Annotated in this window: 17 protein-coding genes and 1 pseudogene; 13 read left to right on the top strand and 5 right to left on the bottom strand. The window is 56.7% G+C overall.

Annotation, left to right across the window (positions count from 1 at the left end):
- The first annotated feature begins 112 nt into the window (after positions 1 to 112).
- Positions 113 to 1,051, top strand: coding sequence for a helix-turn-helix domain-containing GNAT family N-acetyltransferase (locus AC6I7J_RS19770; RefSeq protein ID WP_150360191.1), 939 nt, complete (start codon positions 113 to 115; stop codon positions 1,049 to 1,051).
- A gap of 228 nt (positions 1,052 to 1,279) precedes the next feature.
- Here the strand turns inward: AC6I7J_RS19770 and AC6I7J_RS19765 are convergent, their stop codons facing one another.
- Complete coding sequence (locus AC6I7J_RS19765; RefSeq protein WP_021509571.1) at positions 1,280 to 1,489, bottom strand: CsbD family protein; 210 nt, start codon at positions 1,487 to 1,489, stop codon at positions 1,280 to 1,282.
- A 328-nt stretch (positions 1,490 to 1,817) separates the two neighbouring features.
- On the opposite strand from AC6I7J_RS19765, the gene treZ reads away from it, so the two are divergent.
- The 5 genes from treZ to AC6I7J_RS19740 all read left to right on the top strand — a co-directional run bounded on the left by treZ (position 1,818) and on the right by AC6I7J_RS19740 (position 11,553).
- Positions 1,818 to 3,602 carry a malto-oligosyltrehalose trehalohydrolase gene (gene treZ, locus AC6I7J_RS19760; RefSeq protein WP_498007396.1) on the top strand — a complete coding sequence of 595 codons (1,785 nt, stop codon included), beginning with the start codon at positions 1,818 to 1,820 and terminating at the stop codon, positions 3,600 to 3,602.
- Positions 3,599 to 6,094, top strand: coding sequence for a malto-oligosyltrehalose synthase (gene treY / locus AC6I7J_RS19755; protein WP_215481402.1), 2,496 nt, complete (start codon positions 3,599 to 3,601; stop codon positions 6,092 to 6,094). The genes treZ and treY overlap by 4 nt, the downstream gene beginning before the upstream one ends.
- Before the next feature lie 59 nt (positions 6,095 to 6,153).
- The gene (glgX, locus tag AC6I7J_RS19750; RefSeq protein ID WP_498007395.1) at positions 6,154 to 8,229 is read left to right on the top strand and encodes a glycogen debranching protein GlgX; all 2,076 of its coding nucleotides are present in this window, start codon (positions 6,154 to 6,156) and stop codon (positions 8,227 to 8,229) included.
- Between the two features lie 295 nt (positions 8,230 to 8,524).
- Positions 8,525 to 10,168: a methyl-accepting chemotaxis protein gene (locus tag AC6I7J_RS19745; RefSeq protein WP_498007394.1), complete on the top strand. Its 1,644-nt coding sequence runs from the start codon at positions 8,525 to 8,527 to the stop codon at positions 10,166 to 10,168.
- Positions 10,169 to 10,356: 188 nt separating this feature from the next.
- Positions 10,357 to 11,553 carry an MFS transporter gene (locus AC6I7J_RS19740; protein ID WP_159377522.1) on the top strand — a complete coding sequence of 399 codons (1,197 nt, stop codon included), beginning with the start codon at positions 10,357 to 10,359 and terminating at the stop codon, positions 11,551 to 11,553.
- A gap of 3 nt (positions 11,554 to 11,556) precedes the next feature.
- On the opposite strand, the gene AC6I7J_RS19735 is transcribed toward AC6I7J_RS19740, so the two are convergent.
- Together AC6I7J_RS19735 and AC6I7J_RS19730 are read right to left on the bottom strand one after the other, a co-directional pair.
- Positions 11,557 to 12,129 (bottom strand): pyridoxamine 5'-phosphate oxidase family protein, encoded by a 573-nt coding sequence (locus AC6I7J_RS19735; RefSeq protein ID WP_498007393.1) that lies wholly within the window; start codon positions 12,127 to 12,129, stop codon positions 11,557 to 11,559.
- 11 nt (positions 12,130 to 12,140) lie between these two features.
- Positions 12,141 to 12,869, bottom strand: a complete 729-nt coding sequence (locus AC6I7J_RS19730; protein ID WP_010615793.1) for a YoaK family protein — start codon at positions 12,867 to 12,869, stop codon at positions 12,141 to 12,143.
- Positions 12,870 to 13,057: 188 nt separating this feature from the next.
- Between AC6I7J_RS19730 and AC6I7J_RS19725 the strand changes: the two genes are divergently transcribed.
- From AC6I7J_RS19725 to AC6I7J_RS19705, 5 genes are all read left to right on the top strand, one after another.
- Entirely contained in the window at positions 13,058 to 13,675 is a 618-nt protein-coding gene (locus AC6I7J_RS19725) for a TetR/AcrR family transcriptional regulator (protein WP_058770495.1), read from the top strand.
- Positions 13,676 to 13,818: 143 nt separating this feature from the next.
- Positions 13,819 to 14,022 (top strand): hypothetical protein, encoded by a 204-nt coding sequence (locus tag AC6I7J_RS19720; RefSeq protein WP_021508701.1) that lies wholly within the window; start codon positions 13,819 to 13,821, stop codon positions 14,020 to 14,022.
- An 18-nt stretch (positions 14,023 to 14,040) separates the two neighbouring features.
- Positions 14,041 to 14,295: a biofilm development regulator YmgB/AriR family protein gene (locus tag AC6I7J_RS19715; protein ID WP_125310694.1), complete on the top strand. Its 255-nt coding sequence runs from the start codon at positions 14,041 to 14,043 to the stop codon at positions 14,293 to 14,295.
- Positions 14,296 to 14,482: 187 nt separating this feature from the next.
- Entirely contained in the window at positions 14,483 to 14,710 is a 228-nt protein-coding gene (locus AC6I7J_RS19710; RefSeq protein WP_021508703.1) for a YgdI/YgdR family lipoprotein, read from the top strand.
- A gap of 22 nt (positions 14,711 to 14,732) precedes the next feature.
- A complete protein-coding gene (locus tag AC6I7J_RS19705; RefSeq protein ID WP_021508704.1) occupies positions 14,733 to 14,960 on the top strand; it encodes a YgdI/YgdR family lipoprotein in 228 nt (75 codons plus the stop codon).
- Positions 14,961 to 15,071: 111 nt separating this feature from the next.
- Here the strand turns inward: AC6I7J_RS19705 and AC6I7J_RS19700 are convergent, their stop codons facing one another.
- Positions 15,072 to 16,151 carry a zinc-binding dehydrogenase gene (locus AC6I7J_RS19700; RefSeq protein ID WP_125310707.1) on the bottom strand — a complete coding sequence of 360 codons (1,080 nt, stop codon included), beginning with the start codon at positions 16,149 to 16,151 and terminating at the stop codon, positions 15,072 to 15,074.
- 111 nt (positions 16,152 to 16,262) lie between these two features.
- Here AC6I7J_RS19700 and AC6I7J_RS19695 point away from each other — a divergent pair, with 111 nt between their 5' ends.
- Positions 16,263 to 17,057 carry a helix-turn-helix transcriptional regulator gene (locus tag AC6I7J_RS19695; protein WP_498007392.1) on the top strand — a complete coding sequence of 265 codons (795 nt, stop codon included), beginning with the start codon at positions 16,263 to 16,265 and terminating at the stop codon, positions 17,055 to 17,057.
- Positions 17,058 to 17,103: 46 nt separating this feature from the next.
- Positions 17,104 to 17,253 (top strand): annotated as a pseudogene (locus AC6I7J_RS19690) (hypothetical protein); the annotation flags it as partial.
- A gap of 53 nt (positions 17,254 to 17,306) precedes the next feature.
- Here the strand turns inward: AC6I7J_RS19690 and AC6I7J_RS19685 are convergent.
- Positions 17,307 to 18,209: a LysR family transcriptional regulator gene (locus AC6I7J_RS19685; protein ID WP_058775118.1), complete on the bottom strand. Its 903-nt coding sequence runs from the start codon at positions 18,207 to 18,209 to the stop codon at positions 17,307 to 17,309.
- Positions 18,210 to 18,245: the final 36 nt, after the last annotated feature.

Raw genomic sequence — 18,245 nt, 5'->3', positions numbered from 1 at the left:
GCCAGGGTGAGCGCTCGCCCTCACCCGTATCGGCGCCGCCGGTTAGTCTGTTGACAATCAGCCCGATTAATAGTTGTATTATACAACCTTATAACCACCGGGCGTTTGTACCATGACCACTGAATCGTTAGTTAATCAGATACGTTCCGCCTCCCGACTGATGGTACGTGAACTCGGGTTTATGCGCCCGACGCTGGCGGCAACGGACTATTCGCCTTCTGCTGTCCACACGCTGCTGGAGATGGAAACCCAGGGCACAGTGACTGCTGCACAGTTAGTGGAGTTGCTCGGTCTGGAAAAATCGAGCGTCAGTCGCATGCTGGCCAGACTGGTGGCGGCTGGTGAAGTGCAGGAAATCGCCGACGGCAGTGATGCCCGGGTTAAAAGGCTGAAACTGACTGCGCAGGGGGTAGCTACCGTCGCCAGAGTCAATCAGTATGCGGCACAACGGGTGCTGGCCGCGCTGGCTGGGCTTGAACCGGCACAGCAGCGCACGGTAGCGCAGGGACTGAGCGCTTACGCTGACTCCCTGCGCCGCTGTCGGACCGGCACGCAGCCACTTCCCTCAGGTGCCATCGACATCGTCAGCGGTTACCGGCCCGGGATGATCGGCCGCATCGCTGAAATGCACGGCCGTTACTATGCCCGGCATCATCAGTTTGGTCACTATTTTGAAGGCAAAGTCGCCAGCGGGCTGGCAGAGTTTGCCGGACGGCTGGGAAGTGAGCGCAATCAAATCTGGCTGGCAGTGCATAACGATAATATTGTCGGTTCAGTGGCGATTGACGGAGAGGATCTCGGCAATAATCAGGCCCATCTGCGCTGGTTTATTCTTGACGAGACGTGTCGCGGTAGCGGCATCGGGCGACGCTTGCTTCATGAGGCTGTGGCGTTCTGCGATCGTCAGCGCTTTAGCGCAACGCAACTGTGGACCTTCAGTGGTCTGGATGCGGCCAGACGACTCTACGAGCAGGCAGGCTTCAACCTGACGCGCGAGTGGCAGGGCGATCAGTGGGGCAAAATCATGACTGAACAGCACTTCACGCGATGATGGCCGGGAAAGATTCTCAACGGCTGATGCGCTGCCGTTTTACCACCGCGTCAGGCCAGAGAAATAGCCGGGTTAATGCGGAAAAAACAGGCATGAATATGAATTTCGGGTTAAGTAATAAATGGTATTGAATAAATGCAAACCGGATTTTAAATTTATCCGGTTGAGATGATAAACAGTCAGAAATAACAAAACCCCGGCACATCAGTGTGCCGGGGATAACCAACACTACCAGTTAAATTTATTACTATCTTCCCACTCTTTGACTTCTTTCTCTGCTTGATCTTTACCGTAGCCGTAGCGCTCCTGAATGCGGCCGACTAATTGATCGCGTTTCCCTTCGGCTACGTCTAAATCGTCATCTGTAAGCTGGCCCCATTTCTCTTTCACTTTTCCTTTGAACTGCTTCCAGTTTCCGCTGATACGATCTTCGTTCATCAGTGTTCTCCTCATTTAGGTGACAGTGCCGCCTGGCATTATTTCGCGCAGCGGTTAACTGCGCAGAGATAAGCGTAGCCTATGATTGAGATTAAAAGGTGCTTAAGCGAACAAATCGGAAAATTTACGTAACGGTACTGTTTAAAGCGCAGCGGGAATTAAATCTGAAAATATAGGCTATGATTTTTCAGGGTACTCAGTGATTTATCTGCGTACCCGTTTGCTACCAGGGCATTTAGTCTTTTGTATTCAGAGAGTAAATGGTTTTAAGGAACGCGAATCGCTTGATGTCGTCCATTCCCCGTGCGGGGCTTAACGAGGCAATAGAATGGAATCCACAACGTTGGAAAAATCCTGGGGTGCTGAAATCCTTGCTGACGGCAGCGTGCGGTTTCGCCTTTGGGCACCCGGTCAGCAGCAAATTACCCTTCACGCCGATGGTCAGCAGCATGCCATGCAGCCGCAGCAGGATGGCTGGTTCAGCCTGACGCTGCGCGGACCTGGTCACGGCAGCGCATATCACTACGAGCTGGCCGATGGCAGCACGGTACCCGATCCGGCCGCGCGGGCACAACGCGCCGATGTCAACGGCCCTTCTCTGGTTATCGACCCACAGCATTACGCCTGGCAGCAGCGTGACTGGCAGGGACGGCCCTGGCACGAAACGGTGGTCTACGAGCTGCACATCGGCACCTTTACCGCCGAAGGCACCTTCCGCGCGGCTATCGCAAAACTCCCCGCGCTGGCCGACCTCGGTATCACCATGATCGAAGTGCTGCCGGTATCGCAGTTTGGCGGCACGCGCGGCTGGGGCTATGACGGCGTTCTGCTGTATGCGCCGCACTCGGCGTATGGCTCACCGGATGATTTCAAAGCCTTTGTCGATGCCGCGCACGCATTGGGACTGTCGGTGGTGCTGGATATTGTGCTCAACCACTTTGGTCCGGAAGGCAATTACCTGCCGCTACTGGCACCGGCCTTTTTCCACGAAGAGCGCATGACGCCGTGGGGCGCCGGGATTGCGTACGATGTCGACGCCGCGCGGCGTTATATCGTCGAAGCGCCGCTCTACTGGCTGAAGGAGTTTAACCTCGACGGCCTGCGCTTCGATGCCATCGACCAGATTGAGGATACGTCCAGCAAGCATGTGCTGATTGAGATTGCCGAACGCATTCGCAGCGAAATCCACTCCCGCCCGATCCATCTCACCACTGAAGACAGCCGCAACGTGATCTTCCTGCATCCGTGCGATGCGGACGGTAACGCGCCACTGTTCAGCGGTGAATGGAACGACGATTTTCATAATGCCATTCATGTCTTTGCCACCGGCGAGACGCATGCGTATTACCAGGATTTCGCCGACGTACCGGAGAAATTAATCGCGCGCATTCTCACGGAGGGCTTTGCTTATCAGGGCGAGCTGTCGCCACAGAGTGGCCAGCGGCGCGGCGTACCCAGCGCAGGCCAGCCGCCGGTCGCGTTTGTCGATTTCATCCAGAACCACGATCAGGTGGGCAATCGCGCCCAGGGCGAACGCCTGATTAGCCTGGCCGGTGTCGATCGCACCAAAGTGCTGCTCGCCACCCTGCTACTGTCACCGCATATTCCGCTGCTGTTTATGGGCGAAGAGTACGGTGAAACCAACCCGTTCCTGTTCTTTACCGATTTCCACGGCGATCTGGCGAAAGCGGTGCGTGAAGGACGGGCGCGCGAATTTACCGGTCACGCCGGTCATGACGATACGGTACCGGATCCCAATGCTGAAGAGACCTTCACGCGTTCGAAACTGGACTGGAGCAAAGTGGAAAATCCCGCAGGCCAGGCGTGGCTGACGCTTACGCGCCAGCTACTGGCGTTGCGCCAGCAGCACATCGTGCCGCTGCTGGCGGATGCCCGCAGGCATAACGGCCAGGTGCTGCGCACCGCACCAGGCTTTGTCGCCGTCAGCTGGCAGTTCCCGCAGGGCCAGCTGTCGCTGGCGCTGAATATTGGACAGCAGAGCCAGCCGCTGCCCGCTATGCCCGGCGAGACGCTCTTTGCGTGGCCACAGGAAAGCAGCGAGCTGCCGCAGCACTCCCTCATCGTGCGTCTGGCAAAAGGAGCAGCGCAATGAGCATTCCAACCGCGACTTACCGCATTCAGTTCCGCAACGGCATGACCTTTGACCGCGCAGCGCAGCTGGTGCCCTATCTGCAGCAGCTGGGAATCAGCCATCTTTATGCCTCGCCGATTTTTACCGCCACGCGCGACTCGACGCACGGCTATGACGTTACCGATGCCAATGAGATTGACCCGGCGATTGGCGGACGCGCCGGTTTTGACCGCCTCAGCGCGGCGCTGCAGCAGGCCGGGATTGGCCTGATTCTCGATATTGTGCCTAACCACATGGCAGCGTCGCTGGAAAATGCCTGGTGGCGCGATGTGATTGAACACGGGGAAGCCAGCCGCTACGCGCGCTACTTTGATATCGACTGGTCGCGCAGGCTGACGCTGCCGTTCCTCGGCGATGATTTTGACCGCGTGCTGGCCAATGATGAACTCAGCATCAAGGCCGATCCGCACAGCGGCAATCCGGCGCTGGTCTATTACGATAGTTACTATCCGCTGACGCCCGCCAGCTGGCAGCAGCGTAAAGACGAGGTGCTGGCGTTGCGCGATCGCGCGGCCATCGCGGAACTGCATGCGCAACAGCCGTGGCAGCTAATGAACTGGCGTGAGGCGCGCAGCGCGCTCTCCTACCGCCGCTTCTTTGAAATTACCGGGCTGGTGGGCGTGCGCGTCGAAGATGAAGAGGTGTTCGCGGCTTCGCATCGCCTGATTCTTGAACTGGTACACAGCGGTGTGGTGAGCGGGCTGCGCGTCGATCACGTTGACGGGCTGGCTGATCCGCTCGGCTATCTGCAACAGCTGCGTCAGGCCGCGGGCGACGCGTGCTATATCACGGTGGAGAAGATTCTCGCAGACGGTGAGCAACTGCCCGCCGACTGGCCAGTGTCCGGCACCACCGGTTACGAGTTTATCGCCGCGCTATCGCATGCGCTGATTGATGATAATCAGATCGATATGCTGCATCTGGCCTATGAAGCGGTATCCGCCGAACGTAACGACGTGGCGGCTGGCCTGCGTGCGGCACGTGAACTGATGGTTGATCGCAACTTTGCCGGGGAATTCAGCCGCCTGCTGGCGCTGGCTACCGAGGCAGCCGATCTGGTGCATCGCAATTTCAGCGAGGCTGAGCTGCACGTGGCGCTGCGCGAACTGCTGATCGCCTTCCCGGTGTATCGCACCTACGGCCGCAAAGCCGGTATGCCGCTGGAAGGCGAAGCGTTGCTATTACAGGTGCTGGAGCAGGTTAAACACAGCGCCTCGCCTGCGGCGCTGAGCTTTTTGCAGGCATTACTGCTGGGGGCGATCACTGAACAGGGCGAGCAGGATGCGGCGGAATTCCGCGCCCGCTTCCAGCAGCTGACCGGCCCGCTGATGGCGAAATCGGTCGAAGACACGCTGTTTTTCCGCAATCACGTAGCGCTGGCGATCAACGAAGTGGGTGCCGAACCACTGCCACACGCGTTTTCGCTCGAACGCTTCCACAGCGAAATGCAAACCCGACTGCAGCATCAGCCGGATGGGCTGTCCGGCACCTCCACGCACGACACCAAGCGCGGCGAAGATGCGCGCGCGCGGCTGTATACCCTGAGCGAAGCGCCGGCGCTGTGGGCAGAAAACGTCACGCGCTGGCGGCAGATGAATCAACCACACGTAGTCGCGCTGGCGGACGGCCCGGCTCCCGAACCGCCGGTCGAGTGGATGCTGTATCAGGCGCTGGCCGGCGTCTGGCCCACCACGCTGCAGCCGGAGGACACGGCGGCATTGGACGCGCTGCGCGATCGCTTTTTGCCGTTTGTGGAAAAAGCCCTGCGCGAAGCGAAGTTACGCACCGACTGGGCGGACAGCAATGAAGCTTATGAAAATGCCGTGCTGGAGTACGCCCGCCAGCTGCTGTCACCCACCAATCCGGCGTTTCTGCAGGACTTCAGCCACGCACTGCAGCCGTTCATCCGGGCCGGACTGGTTAACAGCCTGAGCCAGACGGTGATCAAACTGACCGCGCCGGGCGTGCCAGATATCTATCAGGGCTGCGAAGCGCTGGATTTCAGCCTGGTCGATCCGGATAACCGACGCGAGCCGGATTTCGCTCAGCTGACGGCGCAGCTGGATGTCCACGCCGCGCCGGACTTCGCCAGCCAGCAGGACTGGCTGAGCGGCCGCCTGAAGCAGCAGATGGTAGCGCGCCTGCTGCATCTGCGCCGCGACCATGCGCAGTTGTTCCGCTTTGGTGATTATCAACCGCTCAGTGCATCGGGCGAACATGCGGAAAAAGTGATCGCCTTTGCCCGTCAGGACAGCGACTACGCGCTGCTGGTGATTACGCCACGGCTGATTTTCAATGGTGCACAGTGGAGTCATACCCGACTGGCACTGCCGGAATCGCTGGCGCATCGCCACTATCGCAATGTGCTGACCGGCGAGACCGTAGTGATTAATGACGATGTTACGCTGGACAATGTGAGCTATAGCGCGCCGCTGGTGCTGATTAGCCAGTAGTGTCCCCGATAAACCTGTTGTTTTACATGACTATCTATTCACTGGATGGAGAGGATTGAATGTCTAACGGTAAACCTTTAGAAATCACCGCTGGATCGGGGCACCAGCTCGGCGCCAACTTTGATGGGGACGGCGTAAATTTTGCGCTGTTTTCAGCACACGCGGAACGGGTCGAACTCTGTCTGTACGATGAGAGCGGTCAGCATGAAATTGCCCGCTTCGATCTGCCGGAATATACCCACGAAATCTGGCACGGCTACGTGCCCGGGCTGAAACCCGGCGCGCTGTATGGTTATCGCGTTCACGGACCGTTCGATCCGGAAAACGGTCACCGTTTTAACCCGAGCAAATTACTGATTGATCCCTACGCCCGCGAGCTGCAGGGCAACATCGACTGGAATGAAGCGCACTTCGCTTACGATTTACTGCACGAAGATAAAGATCTGACGCTGGATACCCGTGACAGCGCGCCGTTTACTCCCAAGTGCCGGGTGATTGACACTAATGAGTTTGACTGGCAGGACCATAACCGGCCCAGCATTCCGTGGTCCAGTACGGTGATTTATGAAACCCACGTCAAAGGTTTCACCCAGCTTAATCCGGCGATTCCGGCAGAGATGCGCGGCACCTATGACGGCATGAGCCACAAATCCACCGTCGACTACATCAAAAGCCTCGGCGTGACGTCAGTGGAATTGCTGCCGGTGCACTGGTTCCCGGACGACCAGCACCTGCTGGATCGCGGACTGAAAAACTTCTGGGGCTATAACTCGCTGGCCTTTTTTGCGCCTGCCAGCCGCTATTTTGGCCCACGCGGTATTCAGGGCTTTCGCGACATGGTGCGCGCTTTCCACGATGCCGGCATCGAAGTGATTCTCGACGTGGTGTATAACCACACCGCGGAAGGCAACGAACTGGGGCCGACGCTGTCGTTTAAAGGGATTGATAACTTCTCCTACTACCGCACGCTGCCGGATCAGCACCGTTATTACATCAACGATACCGGCACTGGCAACACGGTGAATACCTCCCATCCGCGCGTGCTGCAGCTGGTGACGGATTCGCTGCGCTACTGGGCAGAATCGATGCATATCGACGGTTTTCGCTTCGACCTCGGCACCATTCTCGGCCGCGAGCCGGAAGGGTTCGATCAGCGTGGCGGCTTCTTTGATGCCATGACGCAGGATCCGGTGTTGTCAAAGCTGAAGCTGATCGGCGAACCCTGGGACATTGGCCCTGGTGGCTACCAGGTGGGTGGTTTCCCGCCCGGCTGGGCTGAGTGGAACGACAAATATCGCGACACGGTGCGTGAGTACTGGAAAGGCGACAACGTTTCAACCGACTTTGCCGCGCGCCTGCTTGGTTCCGGCGATCTGTACGATCAACGCGGCCGCCGCCCGTGGGCCAGCGTCAATTTTATCACCGCGCACGATGGCTTTACGCTGAATGATCTGGTCTCGTACAACGACAAGCACAACGATGCCAACGGGGAAGATAACAACGACGGCCACAACGATAACCGTTCATACAACTACGGTGCCGAAGGCCCCACCGACGACGAAGGCATCAACGCGGTACGCGAGCGGCAGAAGCGTAACTTCCTCGCCACGCTGTTTTTCTCTCACGGCACACCGATGCTGCTGGCGGGCGATGAGTTTGGCCGCAGCCAGATGGGCAACAACAACGGCTATTGTCAGGATAGCGAGATTTCCTGGCTGCACTGGGAAGATCTGCCGGCTTCCGCTGATGCGTTACGCAATTTCACCCGTCAAATCATTGCACTGCGCGCACAGCAGCCGCTGCTGCGACGTGAAAGCTGGCGCGACGGCATGGAGATTAAATGGTTTAACGCCGGCGGCGGTTTCCAGCAGGCGGAACAGTGGGATGAGGGCTCGACGCTCGGCGTGTACATCGGGCGTCCGGACCTGCAAACCGAAGAGGGTATCTGGCACGATGTGCTGATGCTGTTCAATCCGTTTGAAGGCAATGTGCCGTTCCGCATCCCGCAGTTTGGTGAAGGCGGCTGGGTGCTGGAGCTGACCACCTCCGACAGCGCCAGTAAGGGATTGGTGATTACCAAAGAGAAGGATTTCGAGCTGGAGGGCCGCAGCCTGGCGCTGTTCAGACGGCCATGAGTTAAGCGCGAATTGCCGGTTTCCAGGTGCGCAGGGATGCGCACCCTGCGGAAACAACGGGACATGCACTCCCCGTTTCCAGGTGCGCATGAATGCGCACCCTACGGAAATAACGGGACATGCACTGTAGGGTCGCCGTTCACGGCGACCGGCTCCACTGTTAACCCGCCAGCCTCTGCCGCTACCCGCCGCTAAAATTTCATTAACTAAAAACCACAATCTGCCGATGTTCTTTAATCTGCCCTTGTACCCGCCGCGTCATGCGCCGGGACGCGTTTAGATTAAGGATAATAAGATGAACATCTCCCAACGATTGCTACTGACCTTTTCCATGCTGTTTGGCGCCATTATCCTGCAGGCGGTGCTCGCCATCTCACTGCTATCCGGCTTTCAGGAGCGCTTTGAGTACGTGCAGACCAACGCCATTCCGTCGATTAAAGACCTCAATACGCTGATTGATCGCAGCAATCAGCTGGCGCTGACGCTCTACAAACATCAGACTCAGCTGCAGGACAGCAACATGCCTGCGGTTGAAGCGGACATTGATAAACAGATCGGCGGCCTGAAATCGCTCACCGATTACTACCTGACTCACAACATTTCCAGCGAGGAAGATAAACGCCTGACCGAGCTGGCCTTTGCCAATATTCAGCGCGTGAGCGAGCGGCTGCCGGCGTTTCTCACTGCCTCGCGCGCGCATCAGAACGCCATCAGCCTTGATCTGATCGAGGGGCAGAACGGCATTGGTGCCGCCATTCGCCAGCTGGTCACCAATTACCAGCAGCAGCTGATGCTGAATATTTCTATCGGCGATGAGTTACGCGCCACCAACCTCAGCACCTTCCATGAAGTGCTGTGGACCACCATTACCGGCGTGATAGCCACAGTAATTATTTTCGGTCTGTTCGCCCTGTTCACCGTGCTGCGCATTCGTCGCAGCCTCGCGGATGTCGGCAAAGTGATGATGCGCGCCAGTGAAAATCTCGACCTGACGCTCAGCGCAGACGAAAGCCGTCGCGATGAGGTGGGCAATATGGCGCGCTCATTTAATCAGCTGATGCGCAGCGTCGCCAGTTCGTTAAGCGCCGTGCGCAGCGCGTCACATTCGGTGGGCAGCGCATCGGTGCAGATCGCCGCCGGTAACGAAGACCTCTCTGCGCGTACCGAGCAGCAGGCTGCTTCGCTGGAGCAGACCGCGGCCAGCATGACTGAACTGAGTGAAACCGTACGTCAGACCGCCGATAACACGCGCCAGGCCAGCCAGCTGGCGGCTAACGCCAGTGCGCTGTCGGAAAAAAGTGGTACCTCGCTCACTACGATGCTGTCGACCATGGATGACATTCGTGGCAGCTCGCGCAAGGTCACGGACATTGTTTCGATGATCGAAGGCATCGCTTTCCAGACCAATATTCTCGCGCTCAACGCCGCAGTGGAAGCGGCACGGGCCGGTGAGCACGGCAAGGGCTTTGCGGTGGTGGCGGGTGAAGTGCGCAGCCTGTCGCAGCGCTCCACTTCCGCCGCACGCGAAATTAAAGGACTGATTGAAGAGTCGCATCGACTGACCGAAGCCGGAGCCGCCCAGGCCAGCGACGTCAGCAGCAACATGCAGGTGATGAATGACGCTATCCATCAGGTCAGCGAACTGATGAGCGAAATCGCCGCGGCCGCGGTTGAGCAGAGCCAGGGCATTAGCCAGGTGCAGCAGGCGGTGAATCAGATGGATGATGTAACGCAGCAGAACGCCGCGCTGGTAGAGCAGGCCTCAGCCGCGTCGCAATCGCTGCAGGAGCAGGCCGAAACCCTCAACCAGCTGGTCGCCAGATTCGTGCTGGCGGAATCCGGCGCAACGCCGGCGATCAGGCCTGCGGCAGTCAGCCACAAAGCGCCACAGCCTGCGCGCCTGGCAGTGGCCAGCGATGCCGACTGGCAGAGTTTCTAATTCCCTCCTCCTCCGCGTCGCCGCGCGGAGGGGCTTTCTCCCACTGACGAATTCTCCCCGGCGCGCTGACGCGAGCGACATTGCCTCAACGAGCGTCAGCAAAACTGCTATTCTGTGAACCATACTAATGGTAATCAGCAACGAAAGCGTTTCACCTCCGCATGCCCGCCGCTTCCTAAAGGAATCTTATGCACCCTCAGCAACAGACACGCGGTAAATGGGCCATCTTTGGCCTGATGTTTATTCCTGGCTTTACCTGGGCTTCCTGGGTTAGCCGCACCCCCTTTATGCGCGATGTGCTGCACGCCTCGACGGAAATGATGGGCCTGATTCTGTTTGGCTTCTCCTGTGGCTCCATGCTGGGCGTGCTGCTGGCCGGTAAGCTTGTCGCGCACTTTGGCACCAGCCGGGTGATGCGCACGGGTTACCTGATCCTGCTCGGTGGCCTGGTGCTGATGACCGTTGCGTTAACGCTCGCCAGTAGCGGGCTGGTGTTTACCAGTCTGGTGTTGCTGGGCGGCGGAACCGCGCTGATGGATGTGGTGGTTAATGTCGAAGGGGCGGCGTTTGAGCGGCGCATCGGCAAGTCAATCATGACGATCATTCACGGCTTCTTCAGTTTCGGCACGCTGATCGGCGCACTGGCGGGGCTGGCCATGACCGCAGCCGATATCAGCACCCACTGGCACTTTAGCGTGGTGCTGCTGGTTAACCTGCTGATTGCCGCCCTGGCGCTGCGCCATCTGCCCGCCACCAGCGACAGCGAACGCAGCGAACAGCCGCATCATGGCGGCTTTCTGGCCCAGGTAGGACGTGAACTGCGTGACCGCCAGCTGCTGGTGCTCGGCGTGGTGATTCTGGCAATGGCACTGGCGGAAGGCTCGGCTAACGACTGGCTGCCGTTACTGATGATCGACGGCCATAACCTCAATCATACCCAAAGCACGCTGGTCTACGCGGGCTTCACCGCTGGCATGACGCTGGGGCGCTTTCTCGGCGGGCTGGTGGTTGATCGTCTGGGCCGTGTCTGGGTACTGCGCGCCAGCGCATTCTCCGCCGCGCTGGGACTGACGCTGGTGATTTTCTCCGATAACCCATGGCTGGCGGCGGCGGCCGTGCTGTTCTGGGGCGTCGGCGCGTCGCTCGGCTTCCCGCTAACGGTCTCGGCGGCGGGCGATGGCCATAACAGCGCGGTGCGCGTCACGATTGCCGCCACGCTGGGCTATCTGGCGTTTCTGGTAGGCCCGCCCGGACTGGGCTTTATCGGCGAACATGCCGGATTGCGCATGGCGATGCTGCCGGTACTGATCATGGTGCTGCTGGCGCTGGTGTGCGCCGGTGCGGCTGGCCGCCCGCGTCAGGCAAAAACACCAGCGGAACAATAAATCTCAGGGCACGCGCCAGCTGCCCTGCCATCCATCCACAGTGGCCTCGAATCGTGCGCGCTGATGGAGCTCACGGCTGACATCCAGCCACTCCACGCTATGCAAGGTGATCTGCACCAGCGCGAAGTGCTCGTCGGGCCCGGTGCTCGCCTTTTGCGCGCTGGCAGGCAGTGCGTCATCAGGATGAGCAATCACGCTGCCCGGCCTGACCGGTGACTGAAACAACGCGTGTGAGTGCGGGCGCAATGCATGCCAGGCTGCGGCACGCTGTTGTGCATCGTCAACGCGCTGAGCCGTGCCTGCCAGCCTGAGCTGAACGCGACTGGCGGCATCATAAGCCAGTAACGCCACCTGCGGCTGGGCTGCAATATCCTGCATTTTGGCGCTGCGCCGATCGGCGGTAAAACGCAGGGCCGGCAGCGTGGGCAAAAACTGCCGTATCACCACGGTGCGCAGGCTGGGCTGGCCGTCAGCGGTCACCGTTGCCAGTTGCATCAGGGTGAAAGCCGAACGCGAAGTGGTGGCAGTGCTAAGCAGCTGCCAGATGGCTTGCAGGCGGTCGTCGAGCGAGATCATGATTCCCTTCCTTAGCGGGCGTGAAGCGGATTACTGCCCGCACGTTTCAGCGCCGACAGCGCCAGCGCACTGAGCAGTAACCCAATGACGATCAGCAGCGCGTAGCTTAGCCACTGCAGCAGCAGAATGCCCAGCACGCCGCCAGCGAGAAATGCCAGCACGGTGTAGCAATGCAGTTTTAGCCGCTCAATGTACAGCGGCGCGTCTTTTGGTGACTCTTTGCGACGCAGCACGTCAAACAACATCGCTAGCTCAATGCCGATATCGGTTGACGTGCCAGAGACGTGCGTCGTGCGCACGCGGGCATTGGAGATGCGCGTTACCACCGCATTTTGCAGGCCCATCAGAAAGCTCAGGCTGAGAATCAGTAATACGCCGCCCTCGCTGAAATGAAAGCCGCTTTCGACAATCCCCAGCACCAGCAACGCAATGCCCTCGAGCAGAATATTGATGGCGTAGATGCCGCGTATCTGCCGCCTGCGGCCGGAATTGATGATCAGCGTGGAAACCGACGAACCGGCGATGAATAACAGCACAATCAGCAGGAAGAACAGCCCGATATGCAGATTGGCTTTCGCCAGATGATCGGACAGGGATGAGACGTTACCGGTCATGTTGGCGGAGAAGAAACCAACCGTTTCGAACGCCGCAGTGTTCAGTGCGCCCGCCACGGCGGCCAGTGTCGCCGCCAGGCGGATGTCAGTGTTGAAAGTGCGCGTATCCTCAGTGGAGATCAGCATGAAAAGGTCCCGGCCCGGCAAAAGGTTTATCATCCTCCGGCGGTCAAAAATTCTCAACTGGCAGGGCTGAACATTAACGCGGTTCGCTGTCGATCAGCGCACGCCGGGCCAGCCGTTTGGGCAGGATTTGACCCTGTCACCGATAAGCCGGATAATTTGGAAACGATTCATTCTAAATAGCCCGCATTATGACCAGTAAACCCAATCCGGCGCCGGCTGCCAGAGAGCGCGGCAGACCGCGCAATTTTGATATCGACGAAGCGCTCGACAGCGCCATGATCGTGTTCCGCCAGAAGGGTTTTCATGCGGCCTCGATTGCTGATTTAGGTGAAGCGATGAACCTGACGGCGGGCAGTATTTATAAAGCGTTTCAGGATAAACGTTCCCTGTTTCTGCGGGTGTTTGAGCGCTACATCCTGCTGCGCAACGTGGACCTGCGCGCCCGTTTGCAACAGTACCCGACCGGCCGGGCGCGCATTGCTGAGCTGTTGCAGTTTTATCTCGACTCAGCCAGCGAGATCGAGGGCAGACGCGGCTGCCTGGTGGTTGGCAGTACCGTGGAACTGCAAACGCTGGACGAAGAGTTATCCCAGCTGGTGCGTGAAGCGGTATTACGCAACCGCAACTTCCTGACTTCGCTGGTTGAGCAGGGGCAAGAGGACGGATCGATTTCGCCACGACTGGATGCCGACACCGCCGCCGGACTGCTGCTTTGCGTGGCATTTGGTATGCGTGTGGTAGGCAAAATTCAGGATGTGACTAATGGCAAAGAAACCATTAATATGGTGCTCAGCATTCTGGACTGATTCGTCTGGCCTATTAGGAAATAGGCGTTTCCTAATTAATATTCGCCGCGATAACTTTTTAAACCCTGGAATCGCGCGCTTAATAATATTTATCAGTCAGTAACATATTACTTAGATTTATGTTTATTTGTTCCGGGGGTCGAGTGAAGCACGATGAATTAGAAGATGCCGATGAGATCTATCTTTTATTGGGCAAAGTCGTCACACAGATTGTACAACCGGGTGAAACCTTATCTGTTCAGCAAATAATTGGCGCGCTGTATCGCACGGGCTTGCGCTCTGAGAATCCGGCCATCCAGCAGGCCTGCGATAATGCGATCAGGCTGCTGGCCAAAAAGCTGAATTAACGCACTGCTATCAGGGTAATGATGATGCGATACGATCCTTTTCATAATAATTCTGAAGATGCATTACCATGGACTGGTGGATCGCTGCAGGCAAAGCAGCATGAGTTACTTGGCACGCTGGTGCAGGAAATTTTGTGTAGCGGCAAGTTGCTGAACCGAAAAACCCTTTTTGTCGCGCTAATAGCACGTCTCGACCAGTGCGACGATGTGATATTGAAAACGCATTACGAGGCTATTTTTTCTCTGCTGCTTGGTCGCCTGGCCGCTGAGTAATATCGCAACGCTATCCTGCCTTCCCAATATACGCGGCGAAACACATTAGCCGCGCCTGGTAATTTCCTCCTCATCAATTGCACGTTAAACCGCATTAATTGTGCAAAGAAAGCGAGTCAGGTCAGACCAGAATCCGGATTTTGTTCTACGCTTATAGCTGGACTTCAGACCAATCAGGGAAATTACTATGAAGAAACTGACTGTAGCGGCTGTGTTATTGACATCGATTTTTGCCATCGCCGGCTGTTCATCGAATCAGGCGATTAAAACCACCGACGGACGCACTATCGTCACCGATGGTAAGCCACAGGTGGATAGTGATACTGGCCTGGTCTCTTATAAAGATGCGCAAACCGGTAAAACAGAACAGATTAACCGTGACCAGATCACCAATATGAGTGAACTGAACAACTGATCTACTCGATAGGGAGAGCGACATGAAAAAAGTGATTTTGTTACCACTGGCAGCCATTGTGGCACTGAGCGCCCTGACCGGCTGTACCCGTACCAGCTACGCCATTCATACCAATGATGGCCGTACCATTGTCAGCGATGGTAAACCGCAGGAAGCGGAAAGCGGACTGCTGGGCTACGTTGATGCCAATGGTGTCAAACAGCAGATCAACAAAGCGGATGTCAAAGAAGTCTCTGAGATTCCGCATTAATCGGTTCTTATCAAGCCCGCGCAGCGGGCTTTTTTGTGCCAGAATTTTGTGATTGAACCCATACGCAGGGCCGTCGTAAGAGAGCAATCCGGTCCATCGCGGCGCCTTTGGTCAGGGACGCACGACGGTGAGTTTAAACGGCCCGCTGTTTTTCGCAGCATGCGCGACTGAATCATTCACTCTCTCAAGCGGAAACTCGGTTACGTCATAGTGGCTCAGATCAAGCAGTCCCGCGCGTATAAGGCCGCAGAGCGTAGGGACTGCCGAAGGTTCATACATCCACTGCCCTTTTACGGTAATGAGGTTACGCATTATCCAGGGATAAGGTAGCGAAAGATCGTCCCCTCCCAGCATGCCAACACCGCCCATAAGGACTGCACGACCATAAGGTCTGACTGACATAATCGCATTCCGGGCGACAGAGGCCTGCGCAGACGGCGGAAGGAAATCAAGGACCGCATCAATGGGTCCCCCGGCCATGTGCTTCATGGCAGCAATATCGATCTCTGCTGTGCCTGTGAGCTTTACTGTTTCCACACGCGATCCAAAACGTTTTTTCAAATCGTTCAGTACCCGTTCACTACGGCCCGGTGCGATGACTTTATGGGCTCCCATGGCCAGGGCAGCAAGCACAGCGGAACTGCCGAAATTACCGGTTGCGCCACTGACCAGCAGGCGCTCTCCCGCTTTCAAATCCATAGATAACAATCCGCCATAGGCTATAAGCAGCGTATTGATGGCACACCACCGCCCCGCTTCTGCAGGCGATATGTCGCCAATCGGCACTGCGTTTTCAGTCGGAATGCGTATTTGTTCAGCAAGACTGCCATTCAGGTGATATTGCTGGATTTTTTGTCCTCCTTCACCACGGGCACTCCATCCCTGAAGGACAATTTCTGGCGACAGCGCGTTGTCACGGGAACGCACCGTCGGATCGCAAAATACCCAGTCTCCTGGTTTCAGCCAGGCTGAGTCAGGGCCGGTCTGGCGAACCTTTCCGATGGCACCACAGCCCGGGATGACCGGCACAGGTAAAAGATATTTTCTTTCCCCACTCAGTACTTCATTCGTGTAGGAAAGAACGGGCGCCGCAACCACATCGACAATGACTTCCCCGGTTCCCATCACCGGTGCAGGCACATTCTTAACGTCTAGCGGACGGCCAAAGGCAGTAAGCACAGCAGCTTTCATGGTCATATTCTCCTGAGGGCATAGAACAATATGAAACCATCATAGAGCGACCAAAAACGGCGTAAAATACACTAGTTTTATACAGGTATAATTTACTACCAGGTAAAAAAAATGGTTAAGAATACTGAGCTCAGTCAGTTTTTACGTTCACGACGTGCCAGGGTGAAGCCTGAGCGTCCCCCCTCTGCCGGGCCTGAAAGACGGCGAACGCCCGGACTAAGGCGTGAGGAAGTTGCAGCGATGCTGGGAATAAGTACGGAATGGTATACCAAAATCGAACAGGGACGGGTCAACACACTTTCCGAACGGATAGTTAACGCCCTGGGTAAAGCTCTGCAGCTGAACAAGGCAGAATTTCTGCACCTGAAAACACTGACAGGCCGGAAAAAAAGTGCAGATATCGAACATGAAGTCCCGGCTAGCTTATCGCATCTGGTCAGGGCGCTGAATGAGCCTGCCTACATCACCAATGACAGATGGGATGTATTGGTGTGGAATTCTGCAGCAGAACAGGTCATCACGGACTTCAGCCTTTTGGTTGCAAATGAGCGAAATATCATGGTTTTCATGTTCACTACAGAGGCAGCCAGATACCTTTTTGGCGACACCTGGCCTGCAGAGGCACAGAGAATGCTTGGCCTGTTTCATTCCAGTTATTCACGAAATGCAGACAATGAGACCTTCACTGCGCTGGTAGAACGCTTAAGCCGTGAATGTCCGGAGTTTGACACATGGTGGAGCGAGCATGTGATAACAGCGCCGGTGTCCGGAGAGAAAAAACTCACAGGGAAGGACGGGATAACGCGGACATTCAGCTATTCAACGTTTACGTCAAATGACTCCCCTGCACTCAAGCTGGCAATTTATGTCCCGTTGTTATCTGCATCGGGCAGCAAGGTTATATGACATCATGATTCCGCCGGAGCAGTGTTAACGGGGTTTAGCTGAGTCTGCCGTAGCCTATAATGAGCGATCTAACCTGCCGGTGATCCATGACGAAGTGGAGCGGCAGCAGCGTGAAGAAATAAGTTATTACCTCCAGGAGCGCCGACATTATCCGGGGTATGTCGACTGCTGGACTGCACAAACTGTACATACCTAACCCATCTGCTATTCAGTACAGGTGACAGGCTGTTTCATATTGCGTTCCGCAGGCTACCAGCGTGGTGTAGAAAACCATGAAGTCAGCCAGTCTGTTAATGCACTGATTTTTGCCGACTGCAACTGGCTTGAAGGTTTCATTAACCAGACACCATCCTCGCCTGTTGCCTGCCAGTCCGACAGCACTGGCACCAGTGAACCCTCAGCCAGTTCCTTCTGTACCAGCCAGTTGGCCGCGAGTAATATCCCCATACCCGATTGAGCAGCCAGTATAAGCCCATCCATTTCGTCACTCTCGTAACGCGTCTTAACAGGAACCGCTATCTGTTGACCGTCTTTCTCGAGTCGCCATTCGGGCCAGCTGTGCATGGGTGTGAAACCCAGGCAATCATGCTTACGAAGGTCCTGAGGGTGTGTTACAGGGGAATGGCGCTCCAGGTAATCCGGCGCGACACATAAAATGCGACTTGTATTTGCCAGCTTTCGGGCAATTAATCTGCTGTCCTTCAGAACACCAATACGTATTGCCATATCAAAATTATCACCCAGTAAATCTACGTAGCGATCGCTGCAGTGCAGCACAATACGGATGTCAGGATAGGCTTTCAAAAAGAATGGTAAGGCCTGTACGACCCACTTTCGTCCGAATGAGGCTGGAACGGTAAGGCGAATCGTCCCGGCCGGACGCGCTGCCAAATCACGAGCTTCCTCTTCCGCTTCCCGCAGCAGTTCATCTGCCAATTCAATTTTTTGCCGATAGCGTAAGCCCTCTTCTGTGGGACGTATGCGGCGGGTGGTGCGTTCCAGCAGGCGAATTCCCAGACGTTTTTCTAAAGCAGCTACACGCCGGGAAACGACGGAGACATCTCTTCCCAAATCGCGCGCACCAGCACTAAAGCTGCCAGCGCGCACTACCGCAAGAAAAGCTTCCCGCTGACGATAATCGTCATCATGCATTATTGCACCTCATGCAACAGTTATTTGTTTTTCAGG

Source organism: Type-C symbiont of Plautia stali, assembly GCF_059730935.1.
The sequence above is the reverse complement of the archived record's forward strand: the minus strand, read 5'-3'. Positions and strand labels throughout refer to the sequence as shown.